Source organism: Pseudomonas bubulae (genome assembly GCF_900618535.1).
Lineage (GTDB): Bacteria > Pseudomonadota > Gammaproteobacteria > Pseudomonadales > Pseudomonadaceae > Aquipseudomonas > Aquipseudomonas bubulae.
In genome coordinates, this window is sequence record NZ_UYJA01000006.1 from 41,079 (window position 1) to 55,722 (window position 14,644).

Below are 14,644 nucleotides of genomic sequence, written 5' to 3' on the forward strand. Positions count from 1 at the left end.
GCCTATGAGCAAACGGCATGCTTAGCTGACTAATAATTAGTTTCACTCTATTTTCAGTCTAAACATTGAGTTTTTTATGCCGTTAACCGATCAACACCGTTTTGGTATGCAACTGGCCCAAATGTCCCGTGGTTGGCGTGCCGAGCTGGATCGTCGTCTCGCTGGCCTGGGCCTGTCCCAGGCACGCTGGCTGGTGCTTTTGCATCTGGCCCGTTTTGACGAGGCGCCCACGCAGCGCGAGCTGGCCCAGAGCGTTGGCGTTGAAGGTCCGACACTGGCTCGTCTGCTTGACAGCCTCGAGGCGCAGGGGCTGGTGCAGCGTCACGCGGTGGTTGAAGACCGCCGTGCGAAAAAAATCGTCTTGAGTGATTCTGCCCGCCCGCTGATCGAACAGATCGAAGCCATTGCCACGGCGTTGCGTCAGGAGCTGTTCGTGGGTATTGATGAAGAAGAAGCGCGCATTTGCCTGCGTGTGCACAAGCGGATTCTGGATAACCTCGAAAAGAACTGATCTCACACATCCCTGTTGTGGGAGCGAGCCTGCTCGCGATGGCATCACTGCGGCCTGCCTAAAAGACCACGCTGCCAGCATCGCGAGCAGGCTCGCTCCCACAGTAGTCTGTTTTCAGCCGTCAGAACGTCTGCCCCAGGTTCAGATACAGCGCTTTCTGGTCATCATCGTTGAAGCCGTAGCTGAAGTTCAGCGGCCCCAGCGGCGTGTCAAAGCCGATAAAAATGCTCGCCGCATTGATATAGCCGCTGTTGTACTCGTTGTCGTTGTTCCAGGCACGTCCGCGCTCCAGAGAAGCGCCGGCATACAACGGAAAATCAAACGGCAAATACGAGCGGGGCGTGAGGCGACGATAATAAACGGCGCGCATCAGGCTTATATTCTGTGCCGAAATCGCATCTTCCCTGAAACCCGAGAGTTGTCGTGCCCCGCCGAGCAAGAAGCTCGAGGTGACAATTTCAGTCTTGTCCAGAGTACGTCCGTAACGCCCGCCCAATATCCAGGTATTGGGGCCTGAACTCATGGCTTTGTCCAGTTTGAATTCCCACTGTCGATAGCGCTCATCCGAGCCAAGGCTCGGGTCGAACTGGCGCAGGCTCAGGCTGATGTCTTCTCCTGAATGGGGGAAGTACACGTTATCCAGTGAGTCGAATGAGTACTTCAAATCATAGGATCCCTCTTTGAAGTTGAGGCTTGGCATGTCGCGCTCACCGATGCGTACGTCAGCCTTGCCCCATGCCTCACCGATGCCCAGGCGAATTTCACCGCTATTACCGATTTGGCGACCAAAGTTAAGACCAAAGCCATAGCGCTCCAGCCGGTACTCGGCAATAGGGTCGTTCTCGTCGATGATTTCCACGTTTTGTGACTGGGCGCGGATATAGGGGGCGACAAAGTAGCGCGAGCCGGCATCCAGGGGCTGGTAAAATTCGCTGTACAGCTCTTGCTTGTCGCCAATCTGCACCCGCGTCAGCCATTCGGCACCCAGCCGGTTGATGCCGTTGACTCGGTAGCTGGCACCAATATTGAACGCGCTGTCGCCGCGCATGTCGTCCGACAGGTTCAGCCCCAGGCGCAGGTAGTCAGTACCGCTGCGCTTGCCTTTGGCGCTGATGACCAGGGTGCGCTCCTTGCCCTTGTGCACCACGCGGTATTGCACCTGATCGAAGTAATCGAGCCCGTACAACGTGCCCATGTCACGTTGCAGGCGGCCCAGGTCCAGGGGCTCGCCGATGGGCTGGCGAATATAGTAGCGGATTACCGAATCGCCGATTTTCGAGTCGTTTTCGATCTTGATCGCGGTAATCACCGGAGTGCGTTCTTCGGGGGTGCGGGCTTCAGCCAGTTGCACGTCCGTAGGTTGACGCAGGCTGGCGAGGCGTTTCTCAAGCACCTGCGTGGCCCTGTAGCCTGCATTGATGATGTCAAGTGAGCGGCCAAAATCAGTGGCGCCATAGCTGGCCAGGGCGGGCTGAATCAAAATATCGTCAGGCTTCAATGATGCCAGCTGCACTTCTGAATTGCTTCGGGTCATCAGGGTGATCGACTGGTTGAGGATGTCGAACACGGTGTTGAGTTGTTTGCGCCCCCGCAACGGGGTGCCGATATCCACCACAATGACCATGTCCACGCCCATCTCCCGGGCCACATCCACCGGGATATTGTCGACCATGCCGCCATCGACCAACAGCTGGCCGTTGATCTCGACCGGGGCGAATACCGCCGGGATTGACATGCTGGCGCGGATCACCTGGGGCAGATGCCCTTTGCGAAACACCACTTTTTCGCCATTGACGATATCAGTGGCCACGGCGCGGAACGGGATTGGCAGTTTGTCGAAGTCGCGCACATCACTGCTGTGGGCCAGCAGGCTTTCGAGCAGCAATGCCAGGTTCTGGCCCTGAATCACGCCCAATGGCAGGCCCAGGCTGCCATCGTCGCGGAAACTGAGTTGTTGCTTGACCAGAAAGTCGCGGTCATCCTGCTTGCGCCGAAAAGGTATGTCTTCGCGCTCCGGCGCATCGGACAGGGCCTCTTGCCAGTCGATGCTCAGCGCGAGTTTTTCCAGCTCATCGATTTTGTAGCCGGAGGCATACAGACCGCCAATCACTGCGCCCATGCTGGTGCCCGCGATGGCATCGATATGAATGCCCTGTTCTTCCAGGGCCTTTAATACGCCAACGTGGGCCAGGCCACGGGCCGCGCCGCCGGACAGCACAAGGCCGACTTTGGGTTTGGCGGCTTCGGCGGCAAACAGCACCAAAGGGCAAAGACACAGGAACAAACAACAGAGCAGGCGGCGCATCATGAGTCTCTGGGCAAGCGAGAAAGGCGGCTATTATAGCGGCGCCTTCCTTTCAAGAGCCTTTGAAATCATGTCGATCAATAAACCCGAAATTGTCATTACCTACTGCACCCAATGCCAGTGGCTGCTGCGTGCCGCCTGGCTGGCTCAAGAGTTGCTCAGCACCTTTGCCGAAGACCTGGGCCGGGTCGTGCTGGAGCCTGGCACCGGTGGGGTGTTTCGCATCACCTGCGACGGTGTGCAGATCTGGGAACGCAAGGCTGACGGCGGCTTTCCCGAAGCCAAGGTGCTCAAGCAGCGAGTGCGTGACCAAATTGACCCGCAGCGCGACCTGGGGCACAACGACCGGGCTCAGTGAGCGGCGGCGTCCAGCCCTGCCTTATCTGGTGCGGGGCCGCTGCGCATGCGGCTCGACACCACGATGGCGACGATTATCAGTACACCGCCCAGCAACATGCGCAGCGAGGGTGTTTCGTGGAACAGCAACCATGCCAGGGTGATGCCATAGACCGGTTCCATGGCAAAGACCACGGCGGCAGTGCGCGCCTTGATCACTGCCAGGCTGGCGACGAACAGGCTGTGTGCCACGCCGGTGCAAAACACCCCGAGCAGACCGATCCATAGCCAGTCCAGCGGGCGGACTTCGCTCAACCCCGGGCCGGCAAAGGGCAGCAGGCACAACGCGACCACCGCGTTTTGCCACATGGCGGCCTGCACGGCGGGCATCCGCCCCGCGTTGGCGCGGTTGTTCAGCGACAGCAGTGAAAACAGCAACCCGGAAGCGACGGCCCACAGCAGCCCTTCGGTGGCCTGGCTGGCCAGGTCAAAGCTTGGCGTGACCAGGATCAGCCCGATGCTGACCAGCGCCACCAGAACTATTTCGTTGGGACGAATGCGTTCGCGAAAAATCAGTCCTTCCAGAATCACCGTGAACGCCGGGAAACTGGCAAAGCCCAGGGTTGCAATCGCGACCCCGGCGATTTTTACCGAGACAAAAAAGCTTATCCAGTGCCCGGCCAGCAGCACACCGCTCAGCAGCAAACTGCGGGCGTCGCGCAGGGTCAGTCGGTACCAGGCGCTGCGTTTGGCCAGCGCGGTGAAGCACAGCAATGCCAGCACTGCGAAAGCGGCGCGGCCAAATACGATGATCGAAGCCGATGCAGCGGCAAGTTTGCCGAACACGCCAGTCAGGCCAAACATCAAAGCGCCGATATGCAGGGCGCCCAGGGCAGTACGCGGAGTCATTGCAATCCTTGGTTCAATACAGGCAAGGCGTGCAGTCTACGGGGCAGGGCAGGGAGCTGTCTGTCGCGACACTGGCGTCAGTTGTCGCCAGACTCGCGCCTCAGCACCGAAGGCGAGGCGCCGAATTCGCGCAGCATGGCGGCGGCGAACGCGCTTTGCGAGTTGTAGCCAACGCGGCTGGCTATTTCGCCTATGGCCAGGGCGCTTTGGCGCAGCAGCGTCAGGGCACTGCGCAGGCGTCGCTGGCGGATGTAGTCCATTGGCGTTTGCCCGCACTCGCTGGCAAAGCGGCTGTGCAAGCGGGCGCAGGACAAGCCTGCAATTTGAGCCAGATCCGCAACCTGTAACGGGTAGGCAGTATTCTGCTCAATATAGGCATCCATGGCCGCGTAGGGCAGGCGTTTGGGTTGCGCCCGTTCACCGGCAAGGTTAGCCAGGCTGGCGAGCAGCAGAATCGCACCCTGGCGAGCAATCAACGGGTCGTTTATCGGGCTGGTGGCGAGCCAGTCGACCAGTTGATGCTGTTTCGGGTCGAGAGGCAGCTGTGCGGGGTTGTCGAGCAATCGGCGGCTGGCATCGGCGTGCCCACCCAGGGACTGGCCCAGCCAGTTGTCACCAGGCACGTCCAGCACCAGGCAGTGGCTGCCTTGCGGGCTGCCGCAGGTGTGGTGGGCGCCCGCAGGCACGACCATCAGCTGTTGCTGGCGCAGCAGGCTGGGCCGGCCCTCGACTTCGAAATCCAGCTTGCCCGACAAGCTGATCACCACCTGCGCATGTTCATGGCTATGGGCAATCAGGTCGTGGCGGTAATGGCGCAGTGACAGGATTTGGTCCATGACAGGTCTCTTCTGTGGATCAGTGCCGCCAAAATGCCGGAATGCACAATACAAACACGGTAATGATCTCCAGTCGCCCAAGCAACATGCCCAACGACAAAATCCACTTGGCCGCATCCGGCAGGCTGGCGAAGTTGCCGGACGGCCCGATGATCTCGCCCAGCCCCGGCCCAACGCCGGACACCGTGCTGGCGGCGCCGGTCAGGGCGGTCATCCAGTCCAGTCCCAGCAGCGACAGGGCCAGCGCGATCACGCAGATGGTGATGGCGAAGAAAAACGAAAAGGTCAGGATCGAGCGTACGATTTCTTCGTCGAGGCGGTGGCCGTTGTACTTCTGCTTGATCACCGCTCGAGGGTGGATCAGTTGATTAAGGTTGGCCTTGAGCAGGATATAGGCGACCTGAAAGCGGAAAATCTTGATCCCGCCTGCAGTCGAGCCCGAGCAACCGCCGATAAAGCCCAGGTAGAAGAACAGCATCAGCGAGAAATTGCCCCACAGGCTGTAGTCACCCAGAGCAAAGCCCGTGGTCGTTACTACCGAGGTCACGTTGAGCGCGACATGGCGGAAGGCGTCCCACCACGGCATGTTGGTAGTCCACCACAACCAGATGCTGAGCACGAACCAGGTCACGACCAGCAAGCCGAGCAAGCCTTGTACCTGCTGATCCTTGATCAGGGCCTTGCGATGGCCGCGCAGGGTGGCCACATACAAGGTAAACGGCAAGCTACCCATGATCATCACGGCAATGGCGACCCAGTGCACCGCCGGTTGCGACCACTTGGCCAGTGACTGGTCGGAGGTCGAGAAACCGCCGGTGGAAATGGCCGACATGGCGTGGTTGATCGCATCAAACACGCTCATGCCCGCCCACCAGAACGCCAGGCTGCCCAGAATGGTGATGCCGACGTAGGTGGCGACAATCAGGCGGGCCACCATGTGCGAGCGCGGCATGACCTTTTCGGAGCGGTCAGAGGACTCGGTCTGGAACAGGCGCATGCCACCGATGCGCAGCAGGGGCAAGATGGCTACCGCCATACCGATAAAGCCGATGCCGCCCAGCCAGTGCAGCATCGAGCGCCACATCAGAATGCCGGGGGACATGGTGTCCAGGCCGCTCAGCACGGTGGAGCCGGTGGCGGTAATGCCGGACATGCTTTCAAAAAAAGAATCGGTATAGCTGATGTGCTGCGTCAGCAAAAACGGCAGTGCGGCGAAGATGCACACCACCACCCAGCTGGACACAGTCAGCAGATACATGTCCCGGGGGCGCAGATGCACCTGCTCGGGGCGGCCCGGTATGACCAGCGCCAGGCCGGCAATGAAGGTAATCAGGCTGGCCCACAAAAAGGATGGCAAGTCGCCCAGGTGGTCGTAAATCACCAGGGTCAGCATGGGCACGGCCATGCTGATCGCGAGCGTAATCAGGAAGATGCCGATAATGAAACCGATGATGCGTAATGTCGGCAACGCCATGAAGTCAGCTCGGGGATGAAAGAGGGGCGCCATTCTACCTGTGGTCCGGGCTATGTAAACCGCCAAGCCTTCGGGAGATACCGTTAGAATAGCTGCACATTTTCTTCAGGAGGTGGCCAATGGAGGCTCTCGACGCTTTGCTCAACCGTGTTTCTGCCCCGCGCCTGCTCGATCCTGCGCCAACGGCTGAGCAACGTGAAGTACTTTTCGCCGCCGCCTTGCGTGCGCCGGACCACGGTCAGTTGCGTCCTTACCGGTTTTTGACGGTTGAAGGCGCTGCGCGCAATCAACTGGGTGAAATCCTCGCCGAGGCCGTGCTGGCCCAAGGTGGCGAAGTGACCCAGGCCGCCCTGGACAAGGCTCGCGCCATGCCTTTGCGCGCCCCTTTGGTGGTGGTAGTGATTGCCCGTTTGCAGGATCACTTCAAGGTGCCGAAGGCTGAACAGCTGATTACCGCGGGCTGTGCGGCCCATGCCATTGAGCTGGCAGCTTATGCCCAGGGCATTGGCGCGGTATGGCGCACCGGCGAGTTGTCGTATGCACCGCATGTGGCCAAGGGTTTGGGGCTGGGTGAGGGCGAGGAAGTGGTGGCGTTCCTGTATTTGGGCACGCCGCAGAACGAGTTGCGCGTTGCGCCCAAGGTGGACAGCGCCGAGTTTGTGCAGGCGTGGTCGGTTAAGTAGCCCTGTACCAATATCCGTAGCAGCTGCCGAAGGAACAAGGCTGCGTTCGGCGGCGTAGCCACCGCAAAATCAGCGCACGCGATTATTCAGTTAAACCGCGGATTCTGATTTTACGATTGCTTTGCAATCGGACGCAGCCTCGTTCCTACGGCAGCTGCTACGCGATCAAATTGCTGCGAAACCTTTACAGGTTACCGTCCGGTTTCAGCGGTAACTCCAGGGTGGCAACAAATCCGCCATCCGGGTGATTGCCCAGCATCAGCCGCCCGCCATGGCGTTCCGCCGCCCGTCGCGCAATGGCCAATCCCAGCCCGTGGCCGGCCGCTGTCTGGCCCGGTGCGCGGAAAAACGGCTCACCCAATTGCGCCAGGTACTCTTCAGCGACCCCCGGGCCATGGTCGCGAACCTTGATGGTGATGTGTTCGCCTTCGCGCTCCGCGCTCAGTTCAATCGGCTGGCCAGGCGGGTTGAAGCGCTGCGCGTTGCGCAACAGGTTATCCACGGCGCGCTCGATCATCGTTGGCCAGCCGTTGAGGCCCAACCCCTGTTCGGCTTGCAGCAGTACGGGCTGCTCGGGGGCCAGCATCGAGGCGTCTTTTTGCACGGTGTTGAGCAGTGCATTGAGGTCGACCTGCTCGGCGCTGGCCTGATCGGCATCGACCCGGGCCAGGGTCAGAATCTCGCTGATCAACGATTCCAGCCGATCGCACTCGCGGGTCAGGCGTGGCCACAGTTTTTCACGTTCTTCAGGCCCGGCGCGTTCAGCCAGGGCCAGAGCGATCTTGAGTCGGGCCAGGGGCGAGCGCAGCTCGTGGGACACATCACGCAGCAGTTGGCGCTGGCTGCCGATCAGGCTTTGCAGGCGGGCACCCATGCGGTTGAAGTCGGTGGCCAGCACGCCAAATTCATCACGTCGCGACGCCAACTGCGCCAGGCTGTTCTGTTGGTAAGTGGTTTGCCCAAGGTCATGCACGGCAACGCGCAGACGCTTGAGCGGGCGGGTAATCGAGAGCGTCACCATCAGGCTGAACAGCGTCAGCACCACCAGCGCAATCCCCAGTGCGCTCAGAGGCCAGATCAGGCTCTGGCGGTGCCAGGCATCCAGCTCGGGGTGGGGGATGCGATAGATCAGCAGGTAGGTTTCGGCGGTTTTGGGGCTGGTGTATTCGACGGTCAGGCGTCGCCATGGCAACTGTTCTGTGCCCGGATTCTGGCGGGCTTCCCAGGCGGCTGCCCGACGCGGGAAGGTGCCACGTACCAGCGGGTCGCCACTTTCGTTGAGCACTTGCACGTCGATGTGATAACGGCGCTTGCGCCGTTCAAGGAAATCCTGCGCCGCATCGGCGCCCTGAGTTTCGTAACGCTCGGTCCACTGTTGCGCCAGATTGGCGATCCCGGGATGACGGCTGAGAATCCATGCGTCCTGATTGAGCATATGCCCCAGCAGGATCGACAACCCTGCGACCAGGGCAATCGCCAGCCAGAAGCTGGCGAGAATGCGCCAAAACAGTGATCGCACGGTAATTCCTCACAAGTCATTGATTGAAACGACCAAAGCCCAACGGCGTGAGCCGTTGGGCTTGGTGGGCAGACAGATTATTGCGCTTTTGGCGCTTGCTGTGCTTTCCAGTCCTTAAACTCTTTCATCTCGGCTTGACGCTCGGCGCGTTTCTTTTGCATCTCGTCGAAGCGTTTTTGCTGATCAGGCTTGAGCAAGGCGCGAATATCGCTCTGGGTTTTGTCGTGCTTGGCCTTCATCTCGTCTTTCAGGGCTTTCTGGTCGGCGGCTGGCAGTTTTTCCAGGTACTTCTCGACCAGTTGCTTGCGATCATGCATTTGCTCGCCCATCAGCTTGCCGATCTGCTGGCGCTGCTCGCGGGTGAGGTCCAGCTGGCTGTAAGGGGCGTCGCCGCGACCGTGGTGCTCGCCGCCGTGACGAGGGCCCATCTGGCCGTCACCACCAGGCATGGCCATTGCGACGGTTGGCAGTGCTGCAGCAAACATCAAAGCAATTAGAGTCTTACGCATGGTGTGTCTCCTTTGAATTTGGATTCCGGTTGTTCCGGATGCGCCCAGTTTAGGGAGATCAAGGTCAATCGCTGTCAACCGTGGGTAAAGCTTTGGTAAAGACGGTTTTGCCGGGGATTTACACAGGGTGAGGGCGCTTTTCTCAGACGCTGTAGAAATACCCGCGGCTGCGCAGTGCCACGATGCGCGGGCTGCCATCCGGGTGCGGGCCGATCTTTTTGCGCAGGTTGCTGATATGCATGTCCAGGCTGCGGTCGTACAGGGTCAGCTTGCGGCCCAGGGCGATCTGCGCCAGTTCCTGTTTGTCCAGCGGCTCACCCGGTTGGCGCAGCAGGGCTTCAAGGATGCGGCTTTCAGACACGGTCAGGGTAATGTCGCGCTGGTCGATGGTGACCACGCCGCGCATCGGGCTGAAACACAGGTCGCCCAGCTCCATCTGGCTGGACACCGCCGCCGGGTGGCTGCGGCGCAATACGGCGCGCAGGCGGGCTGTCAGCTCGCGAGGGTCGCAAGGCTTGGCCAGGTAGTCATCGGCGCCCAGCTCCAGGCCCAGGATGCGGTCCAGCGGTTCGCCTCGGGCCGAAAGCATCAGCACCGGCAGATCAGGGTGGTCGTTGCGCAATTGCTTGAGCAGCTCAAGGCCGCTGCCGTCGGGGAGCATGACATCCAGCACCACGGCATCGGGGCTGGACTCTGCCAGCGCCTTGCGGGCGCTGGCACCGTCGTGGCATGCGCGAACCTGAAAGCCTTCCTGGCTCAGCCAACTGACCAGCAGCTCACACAGCTCCTGGTCATCATCTATCAGTAACAGGTCGCTCATGACTTACTCGATTTGACCGGTGCCGGTGCTGTTTGCGCCGGCTGCCGGTAAAGATACAGGTTACGGCAGGACTTGCTTGAACGGCTTGACGCTGACATTGGCATATACGCCAGCGGCAACGTAAGGGTCGGCTTCGGCCCAGGCCTGGGCAGCGTTCAGGGATTCGAACTCGGCCACGATCAGGCTGCCGCTAAAACCGGCAGCGCCAGGGTCATTGCTGTCGATGGCCGGGTGCGGGCCGGCCAGTACGATGCGGCCTTCGGCTTTCAGTTGTTGCAAGCGCTCAAGGTGCGCAGGGCGGGCAGCCAGGCGAGCTTCGAGGGAATTGGCGACGTCTGTTGCAATGATGGCGTAGAGCATGTCAGTCCTTGGTCTTGGGGGTGGTATCAGTCGGGTCGGTGTCATGCAGATGGCGCGACAGGTAAATGCCCTGGGCGATCAGGAACAACACAGTCATGCCCAGGCTGCCGAACACTTTGAAGTCGACCCAGATGCTTTGGTAAGTGAATGCCACGAACAGGTTGGCCGCGCCGCAGAACAGGAAAAACCCGATCCAGGCCACGTTCAGGCGGGTCCAGATGGCATCTGGCAGGCTCAGGGCGTGGCCCATCATGCGCTTGATCAGGACCTTGTCGCCGATAAAGTGGCTGCCGGCAAACGCCAGGGCAAACAGCCAGTTGACCACCGGGGCTTTCCATTTAAGGAAGGTTTCGCTGTGGAAGGCCAGAGTCAGGCTGCCGAATACCAGGCAGGCGATCAGGGTCAGCCATTGGCTTTTTTCGAGTTTGCGTTGCTTGATAAACAGCGCGCCATACACCACCAGCGAACTGATTATCAGCATGGCGGTAGCGCTGTAGATACCGCCGACCGACAGGCTGTGCCCGCCGATTTCGACGATGCGCGGTTCGATTTTGTAAACGATGAAAAACAGTAACAGCGGGATGAAGTCGATGAATTGTTTCACAGTGGCAGCCAGAAGCAGGATGTGGCGGCATAATAACAAACATCAATGACAGCGAAAGCGTCAGCTAGAGGTTATTAAATCCCCGTGGAAATTGACTTGCATTGCCATAGCACGGCATCCGATGGCGCCTTGGCGCCTGCGGTACTGGTCGCGCGTGCGTTCGAGAAAGGTGTGCGAGTCCTGGCCCTGACCGATCACGATACACTTGAAGGCCTCGACGAAGCCCGCGCGGCGGCGCAGGCGCTGGGCATGACATTGGTCAACGGCGTGGAGTTGTCCTGCACCTGGGGCGGGGCGACGATTCATGTGCTCGGCTACGGTTTCGATGTCAACGCCCCGGCGCTGGTCGAGGCCATTGCCAAATTGCACGATGGCCGCTGGCTGCGCGCCGAAGAGATCAGTCGCAAGCTGGCGCTCAAGGGTATGCCTGGTGCGCTTGAAGGCGCACGGGGTATCCAGCAAGCCCTGGGTGACAGCGGCAACGCCCCGGCCCGTCCGCATTTTGCCGATTTTCTGGTCGAGGCCGGTTACGTCAAGGATCGCGCCGAAGCCTTCCGCAAATGGCTGGGGGCCGGCAAGCTGGGGGACGTCAAGCTGCACTGGCCGACCCTGGAAGACACCGTCGCCACCCTGCGCGCAGCAGGCGCCTGGGTCAGTCTGGCGCACCCCTCGCACTACGATTTTACCCGCAGCAAGCGCCGACGGCTGATTGGCGACTATATTCAAGCTGGGGGTCACGCGATTGAAGTGGTCAACGGGTACCAGCCGGCCGATCAGGTTGGCAGCCTGGCGATCCTTGCGCGTGAGTTCGGTCTGCTGGTCAGTGCCGGCAGTGATTTTCATGGTCCAGGAGGGTGGTCCGAGATCGGCGAATACCGTCCGCTTCCGGAAGACTTGCCGCCATTGTGGTGTCGATTCAAATATGACAAACCCACTGCCAACGTCTGAACAGGTAAACACTGTGAGTCAATTTTTCCAGATTCATCCGGAAAACCCACAACCGCGTCTGATCAAACAGGCCGTTGAAATCATCAAGAAGGGTGGGGTAGTGATTTATCCCACCGACTCGTCCTACGCCGTGGGTTGCCAGATGGGCGACAAGGGTGCGATCGAGCGGATCAAGCGCCTGCGCAACCTGGACGACAAGCACAACTTCACCCTGATGTGCTGTGACCTGTCGCAGCTGGGACTGTTTGCCAAGGTGGATACCGGGGTCTTCCGTCTGCTCAAGGCGCATACGCCGGGGCCGTACACCTTTATCCTCAACGCCACCCGCGAAGTGCCGCGCCTGCTGCTGCACCCTAAACGCCGTACCATTGGCCTGCGCGTACCGAGCCATCCGATTGCGCTGGCATTGCTTGAAGAACTGGGCGAACCGCTGATGAGCGTGACCCTGATCCTGCCGGGCGAGAGCGAGCCGATGGAAGACCCGTATGAAATCCGTGATGCCCTGGAAAAACAGGTCGACCTGATCATTGACGGCGGTTTTGGCGGCAACAAGGCCTCCACTGTCATCAGCCTGGTGGACAGTGGTGACCCCGAGATCGTGCGGGTGGGCTGCGGTGATCCTCAACCCTTTATGGTCGAGGCCTGATGTCTGACGTAGAAGCACCTGAGGCCCGGGCCGGTGCCCAGCAAGAACTGTCTCTGGCCATGGTCTATGGCCAGGCGGTCATCGAAATGCCGCAAGACCTGTATATCCCCCCGGATGCACTGGAGGTGTTTCTTGATGCTTTTGAAGGCCCGCTCGACCTGCTGCTGTACCTGATCCGCAAGCAAAATATCGACATTCTCGACATTCCGGTGGCGGAAATTACCCGCCAGTACATGGGTTATGTCGAGCTCATGAAAACCGTGCGCCTGGAGCTGGCGGCCGAGTATCTGGTCATGGCCGCGATGCTGGCCGAGATCAAGTCGCGGATGCTGTTGCCGCGTTCGGCCGAAATCGAGGAGGACGAGGGTGACCCCCGTGCCGAGCTGATTCGCCGCCTGCAGCAATACGAGCGCTTCAAGGCTGCCGCTGAAGGCATTGAGGGGCTCAGCCGGGTAGGGCGCGAGATCTATGTGCCCAAGCTCGATGCCCCCGAAGCACGGGCGCGCAAACTGGTACCGGATGTGGCGCTCGAAGAGCTGCTGATGTCGATGGCCGAAGTGCTGCGCCGCACCGACATGTTTGAAAGTCATCAGGTCAGCCGTGAGGCCCTGTCGACCCGCGAACGCATGAGTGACGTACTTGAGCGTCTCAAGGGGGGTGGCTTTGTGCCCTTTGTCGAGCTGTTTACCGCTGAAGAAGGCAAGTTGGGTGTAGTCGTGACCTTTATGGCCATTCTTGAACTGGTCAAAGAGTCGCTGATCGAGTTGGTACAAAATGAACCCTTCGCGCCGATCCATGTGCGGGCAAGAGCCGAATAAAGAGCTGAAACCATGAATTTGACTGAACCCCGCGAGCTGGCCCCCTTGCTTGAGGCCTTTCTGCTGGCCTCGGGAAAGCCGCAGAGCCTTGAGCGCCTGTTCGAACTGTTTGAAGAGGGCGAGCGCCCGGAACCGCCGGTCTTCAAAAAGGCCTTGGAACTGCTGCGCAAATCCTGCGACGGCCGCGCCTTTGAACTGAAAGAAGTTGCCTCCGGCTATCGCCTGCAGATCCGCGAAAAGTACTCGCCCTGGGTCGGACGTCTGTGGGAAGAACGCCCGCAACGTTACTCGCGGGCCATGCTGGAGACCATGGCGCTGATCGCTTATCGCCAGCCCATTACCCGTGGCGAGATCGAAGATGTGCGCGGTGTGGCGGTCAACAGCCATATCGTCAAGACACTGCTGGAGCGCGAGTGGATTCGCGTGGTGGGTTATCGTGACGTGCCGGGCAAGCCCGCCATGTTTGCCACCACCAAGGGCTTTCTTGACCACTTCAACCTCAAGAGCCTCGATGAATTGCCGCCACTGGCCGAGCTGCGCGAGCTGGAGCCGGATCCGATCCTCGATTTTGACGATGCTCCAGTGCCTGCGCATCTTCAGGCGCTGGCCGACGAAAGCGCTGAGCCGGAAGAGCCGAAAGACGAAACCAGCTTCCGCACCCTGCTGACGGAACTGGACTCGATGGAGGAAGGTCTTAAAACCGACTTTGATGATTTGTTGCGCGACGTTGCGCCAGTTGAAGCTCTAGAGCCTGAGCCTGAGCCTGAGCCTGAGCCTGAGCCTGAGTCCGAGCCGGAAATAGAAGCCCAACCACAACCGCAGCAACCCTCTGCGGCCGAGTTGGCCCGCGAGCGATTGCGCGCTGCGGTTGCTGCACTTGAGCAGCGATCTGCCTTGAGCGACGAAGAGCTTGAGGCTCAGGCCCTGGCCGAAGCCATCGAACAGGAACGCCGCGAGCAGGAAGACTGATGCACTCCCATTAAGAATCTTGGCAAGCCGCGGATTCTGCGGGCAATGCATGACCCGTGGGAGCTGGCTTGCCTGCGATGCAGACGACGCGGGCTGTCAGGCACACCGCAGCGATGCCATCGCGAGCAAGCCCGCTCCCACACAATTTTCGGAGGGCTGCCATGACTGCAACCAAAGACCCCTGCATCGGTGTCTGCAAGTTCACCGACGACATTTGCCTGGGCTGCGGGCGAACCAAGCGTGAAATCAAGGCCTGGAAGAAACTCGACAAAGACGAAAAACGTGCGGTGCTGGCCGAATCCGCCCTGCGTTTACTGGCGCTTGAGGCCACCGGCCGGCGGAAAACCAAGTGAGCCACGCACTTCGTGACTAGCCTTTGATGCGCAATGGCCAATAT

The 14,644-nt window shown here is 60.1% G+C and carries 17 protein-coding genes; 8 read left to right on the forward strand and 9 right to left on the reverse strand.

Going from position 1 to position 14,644, the window contains the following annotated elements; all coding sequences use genetic code 11:
• The first annotated feature begins 76 nt into the window (after nucleotides 1-76).
• Entirely contained in the window at nucleotides 77-511 is a 435-nt protein-coding gene (locus PPTH39_RS20170) for a MarR family transcriptional regulator (protein WP_095002651.1), read from the forward strand.
• A 121-nt stretch (nucleotides 512-632) separates the two neighbouring features.
• Here the strand turns inward: PPTH39_RS20170 and PPTH39_RS20175 are convergent, their stop codons facing one another.
• Entirely contained in the window at nucleotides 633-2,816 is a 2,184-nt protein-coding gene (locus PPTH39_RS20175) for a patatin-like phospholipase family protein (RefSeq protein ID WP_095018931.1), read from the reverse strand.
• Between the two features lie 70 nt (nucleotides 2,817-2,886).
• On the opposite strand from PPTH39_RS20175, the gene PPTH39_RS20180 reads away from it, so the two are divergent.
• Nucleotides 2,887-3,174 carry an Rdx family protein gene (locus PPTH39_RS20180; RefSeq protein WP_095002712.1) on the forward strand — a complete coding sequence of 96 codons (288 nt, stop codon included), beginning with the start codon at nucleotides 2,887-2,889 and terminating at the stop codon, nucleotides 3,172-3,174.
• On the opposite strand, the gene PPTH39_RS20185 is transcribed toward PPTH39_RS20180, so the two are convergent.
• The 3 genes from PPTH39_RS20185 to PPTH39_RS20195 all read right to left on the reverse strand — a co-directional run bounded on the left by PPTH39_RS20185 (nucleotide 3,168) and on the right by PPTH39_RS20195 (nucleotide 6,371).
• Nucleotides 3,168-4,061, reverse strand: a complete 894-nt coding sequence (locus PPTH39_RS20185; RefSeq protein ID WP_095039322.1) for a DMT family transporter — start codon at nucleotides 4,059-4,061, stop codon at nucleotides 3,168-3,170. The genes PPTH39_RS20180 and PPTH39_RS20185 overlap by 7 nt on opposite strands.
• 77 nt (nucleotides 4,062-4,138) lie before the next feature.
• Nucleotides 4,139-4,897 carry an AraC family transcriptional regulator gene (locus PPTH39_RS20190; RefSeq protein WP_095026941.1) on the reverse strand — a complete coding sequence of 253 codons (759 nt, stop codon included), beginning with the start codon at nucleotides 4,895-4,897 and terminating at the stop codon, nucleotides 4,139-4,141.
• Between the two features lie 19 nt (nucleotides 4,898-4,916).
• Complete coding sequence (locus PPTH39_RS20195) at nucleotides 4,917-6,371, reverse strand: TrkH family potassium uptake protein (RefSeq protein WP_095002647.1); 1,455 nt, start codon at nucleotides 6,369-6,371, stop codon at nucleotides 4,917-4,919.
• Between the two features lie 119 nt (nucleotides 6,372-6,490).
• Between PPTH39_RS20195 and PPTH39_RS20200 the strand changes: the two genes are divergently transcribed.
• On the forward strand, nucleotides 6,491-7,054 hold the full coding sequence (locus PPTH39_RS20200; RefSeq protein WP_095002646.1) for a nitroreductase family protein: 564 nt from the start codon (nucleotides 6,491-6,493) through the stop codon (nucleotides 7,052-7,054).
• Nucleotides 7,055-7,238: 184 nt separating this feature from the next.
• Here PPTH39_RS20200 and PPTH39_RS20205 read toward each other — a convergent pair whose 3' ends face one another.
• The 5 genes from PPTH39_RS20205 to PPTH39_RS20225 form a co-directional block, all read right to left on the reverse strand.
• A complete protein-coding gene (locus PPTH39_RS20205) occupies nucleotides 7,239-8,573 on the reverse strand; it encodes a sensor histidine kinase (protein ID WP_095018929.1) in 1,335 nt (444 codons plus the stop codon).
• Nucleotides 8,574-8,650: 77 nt separating this feature from the next.
• A complete protein-coding gene (locus PPTH39_RS20210; protein WP_095002644.1) occupies nucleotides 8,651-9,082 on the reverse strand; it encodes a Spy/CpxP family protein refolding chaperone in 432 nt (143 codons plus the stop codon).
• A gap of 142 nt (nucleotides 9,083-9,224) precedes the next feature.
• A complete protein-coding gene (locus PPTH39_RS20215; RefSeq protein ID WP_095002643.1) occupies nucleotides 9,225-9,902 on the reverse strand; it encodes a response regulator transcription factor in 678 nt (225 codons plus the stop codon).
• A gap of 60 nt (nucleotides 9,903-9,962) precedes the next feature.
• Nucleotides 9,963-10,262 carry a YciI family protein gene (locus tag PPTH39_RS20220; RefSeq protein WP_095002642.1) on the reverse strand — a complete coding sequence of 100 codons (300 nt, stop codon included), beginning with the start codon at nucleotides 10,260-10,262 and terminating at the stop codon, nucleotides 9,963-9,965.
• A gap of 1 nt (nucleotide 10,263) precedes the next feature.
• Nucleotides 10,264-10,866, reverse strand: coding sequence for a septation protein A (locus PPTH39_RS20225; protein WP_095002641.1), 603 nt, complete (start codon nucleotides 10,864-10,866; stop codon nucleotides 10,264-10,266).
• Nucleotides 10,867-10,950: 84 nt separating this feature from the next.
• On the opposite strand from PPTH39_RS20225, the gene PPTH39_RS20230 reads away from it, so the two are divergent.
• The 5 genes from PPTH39_RS20230 (at nucleotide 10,951) to PPTH39_RS20255 (ending at nucleotide 14,600) form a co-directional block, all read left to right on the forward strand.
• Nucleotides 10,951-11,814: a PHP domain-containing protein gene (locus PPTH39_RS20230; protein ID WP_095025656.1), complete on the forward strand. Its 864-nt coding sequence runs from the start codon at nucleotides 10,951-10,953 to the stop codon at nucleotides 11,812-11,814.
• Nucleotides 11,815-11,827: 13 nt separating this feature from the next.
• Nucleotides 11,828-12,460 carry an L-threonylcarbamoyladenylate synthase gene (locus tag PPTH39_RS20235; protein ID WP_095002639.1) on the forward strand — a complete coding sequence of 211 codons (633 nt, stop codon included), beginning with the start codon at nucleotides 11,828-11,830 and terminating at the stop codon, nucleotides 12,458-12,460.
• Between the two features lie 119 nt (nucleotides 12,461-12,579).
• Nucleotides 12,580-13,278, forward strand: a complete 699-nt coding sequence (locus PPTH39_RS20240; RefSeq protein ID WP_170943745.1) for a segregation and condensation protein A — start codon at nucleotides 12,580-12,582, stop codon at nucleotides 13,276-13,278.
• Between the two features lie 12 nt (nucleotides 13,279-13,290).
• Nucleotides 13,291-14,247 (forward strand): SMC-Scp complex subunit ScpB, encoded by a 957-nt coding sequence (scpB, locus tag PPTH39_RS20245; protein WP_130872356.1) that lies wholly within the window; start codon nucleotides 13,291-13,293, stop codon nucleotides 14,245-14,247.
• Between the two features lie 161 nt (nucleotides 14,248-14,408).
• A complete protein-coding gene (locus PPTH39_RS20255; protein WP_095002636.1) occupies nucleotides 14,409-14,600 on the forward strand; it encodes a DUF1289 domain-containing protein in 192 nt (63 codons plus the stop codon).
• Nucleotides 14,601-14,644 lie beyond the last annotated feature (44 nt).

Bases quoted from the DNA above. Each gene is read 5' to 3' on its own strand.
- PPTH39_RS20170 (WP_095002651.1), top strand. From the start codon at position 77: ATGCCGTTAACCGATCAACACCGTTTTGGTATGCAACTGGCCCAAATG.
- PPTH39_RS20175 (WP_095018931.1), bottom strand. From the start codon at position 2,816: ATGCGCCGCCTGCTCTGTTGTTTGTTCCTGTGTCTTTGCCCTTTGGTG.
- PPTH39_RS20180 (WP_095002712.1), top strand. From the start codon at position 2,887: ATGTCGATCAATAAACCCGAAATTGTCATTACCTACTGCACCCAATGC.
- PPTH39_RS20185 (WP_095039322.1), bottom strand. From the start codon at position 4,061: ATGACTCCGCGTACTGCCCTGGGCGCCCTGCATATCGGCGCTTTGATG.
- PPTH39_RS20190 (WP_095026941.1), bottom strand. From the start codon at position 4,897: ATGGACCAAATCCTGTCACTGCGCCATTACCGCCACGACCTGATTGCC.
- PPTH39_RS20195 (WP_095002647.1), bottom strand. From the start codon at position 6,371: ATGGCGTTGCCGACATTACGCATCATCGGTTTCATTATCGGCATCTTC.
- PPTH39_RS20200 (WP_095002646.1), top strand. From the start codon at position 6,491: ATGGAGGCTCTCGACGCTTTGCTCAACCGTGTTTCTGCCCCGCGCCTG.
- PPTH39_RS20210 (WP_095002644.1), bottom strand. From the start codon at position 9,082: ATGCGTAAGACTCTAATTGCTTTGATGTTTGCTGCAGCACTGCCAACC.
- PPTH39_RS20215 (WP_095002643.1), bottom strand. From the start codon at position 9,902: ATGAGCGACCTGTTACTGATAGATGATGACCAGGAGCTGTGTGAGCTG.
- PPTH39_RS20220 (WP_095002642.1), bottom strand. From the start codon at position 10,262: ATGCTCTACGCCATCATTGCAACAGACGTCGCCAATTCCCTCGAAGCT.
- scpB (WP_130872356.1), top strand. From the start codon at position 13,291: ATGAATTTGACTGAACCCCGCGAGCTGGCCCCCTTGCTTGAGGCCTTT.
- PPTH39_RS20255 (WP_095002636.1), top strand. From the start codon at position 14,409: ATGACTGCAACCAAAGACCCCTGCATCGGTGTCTGCAAGTTCACCGAC.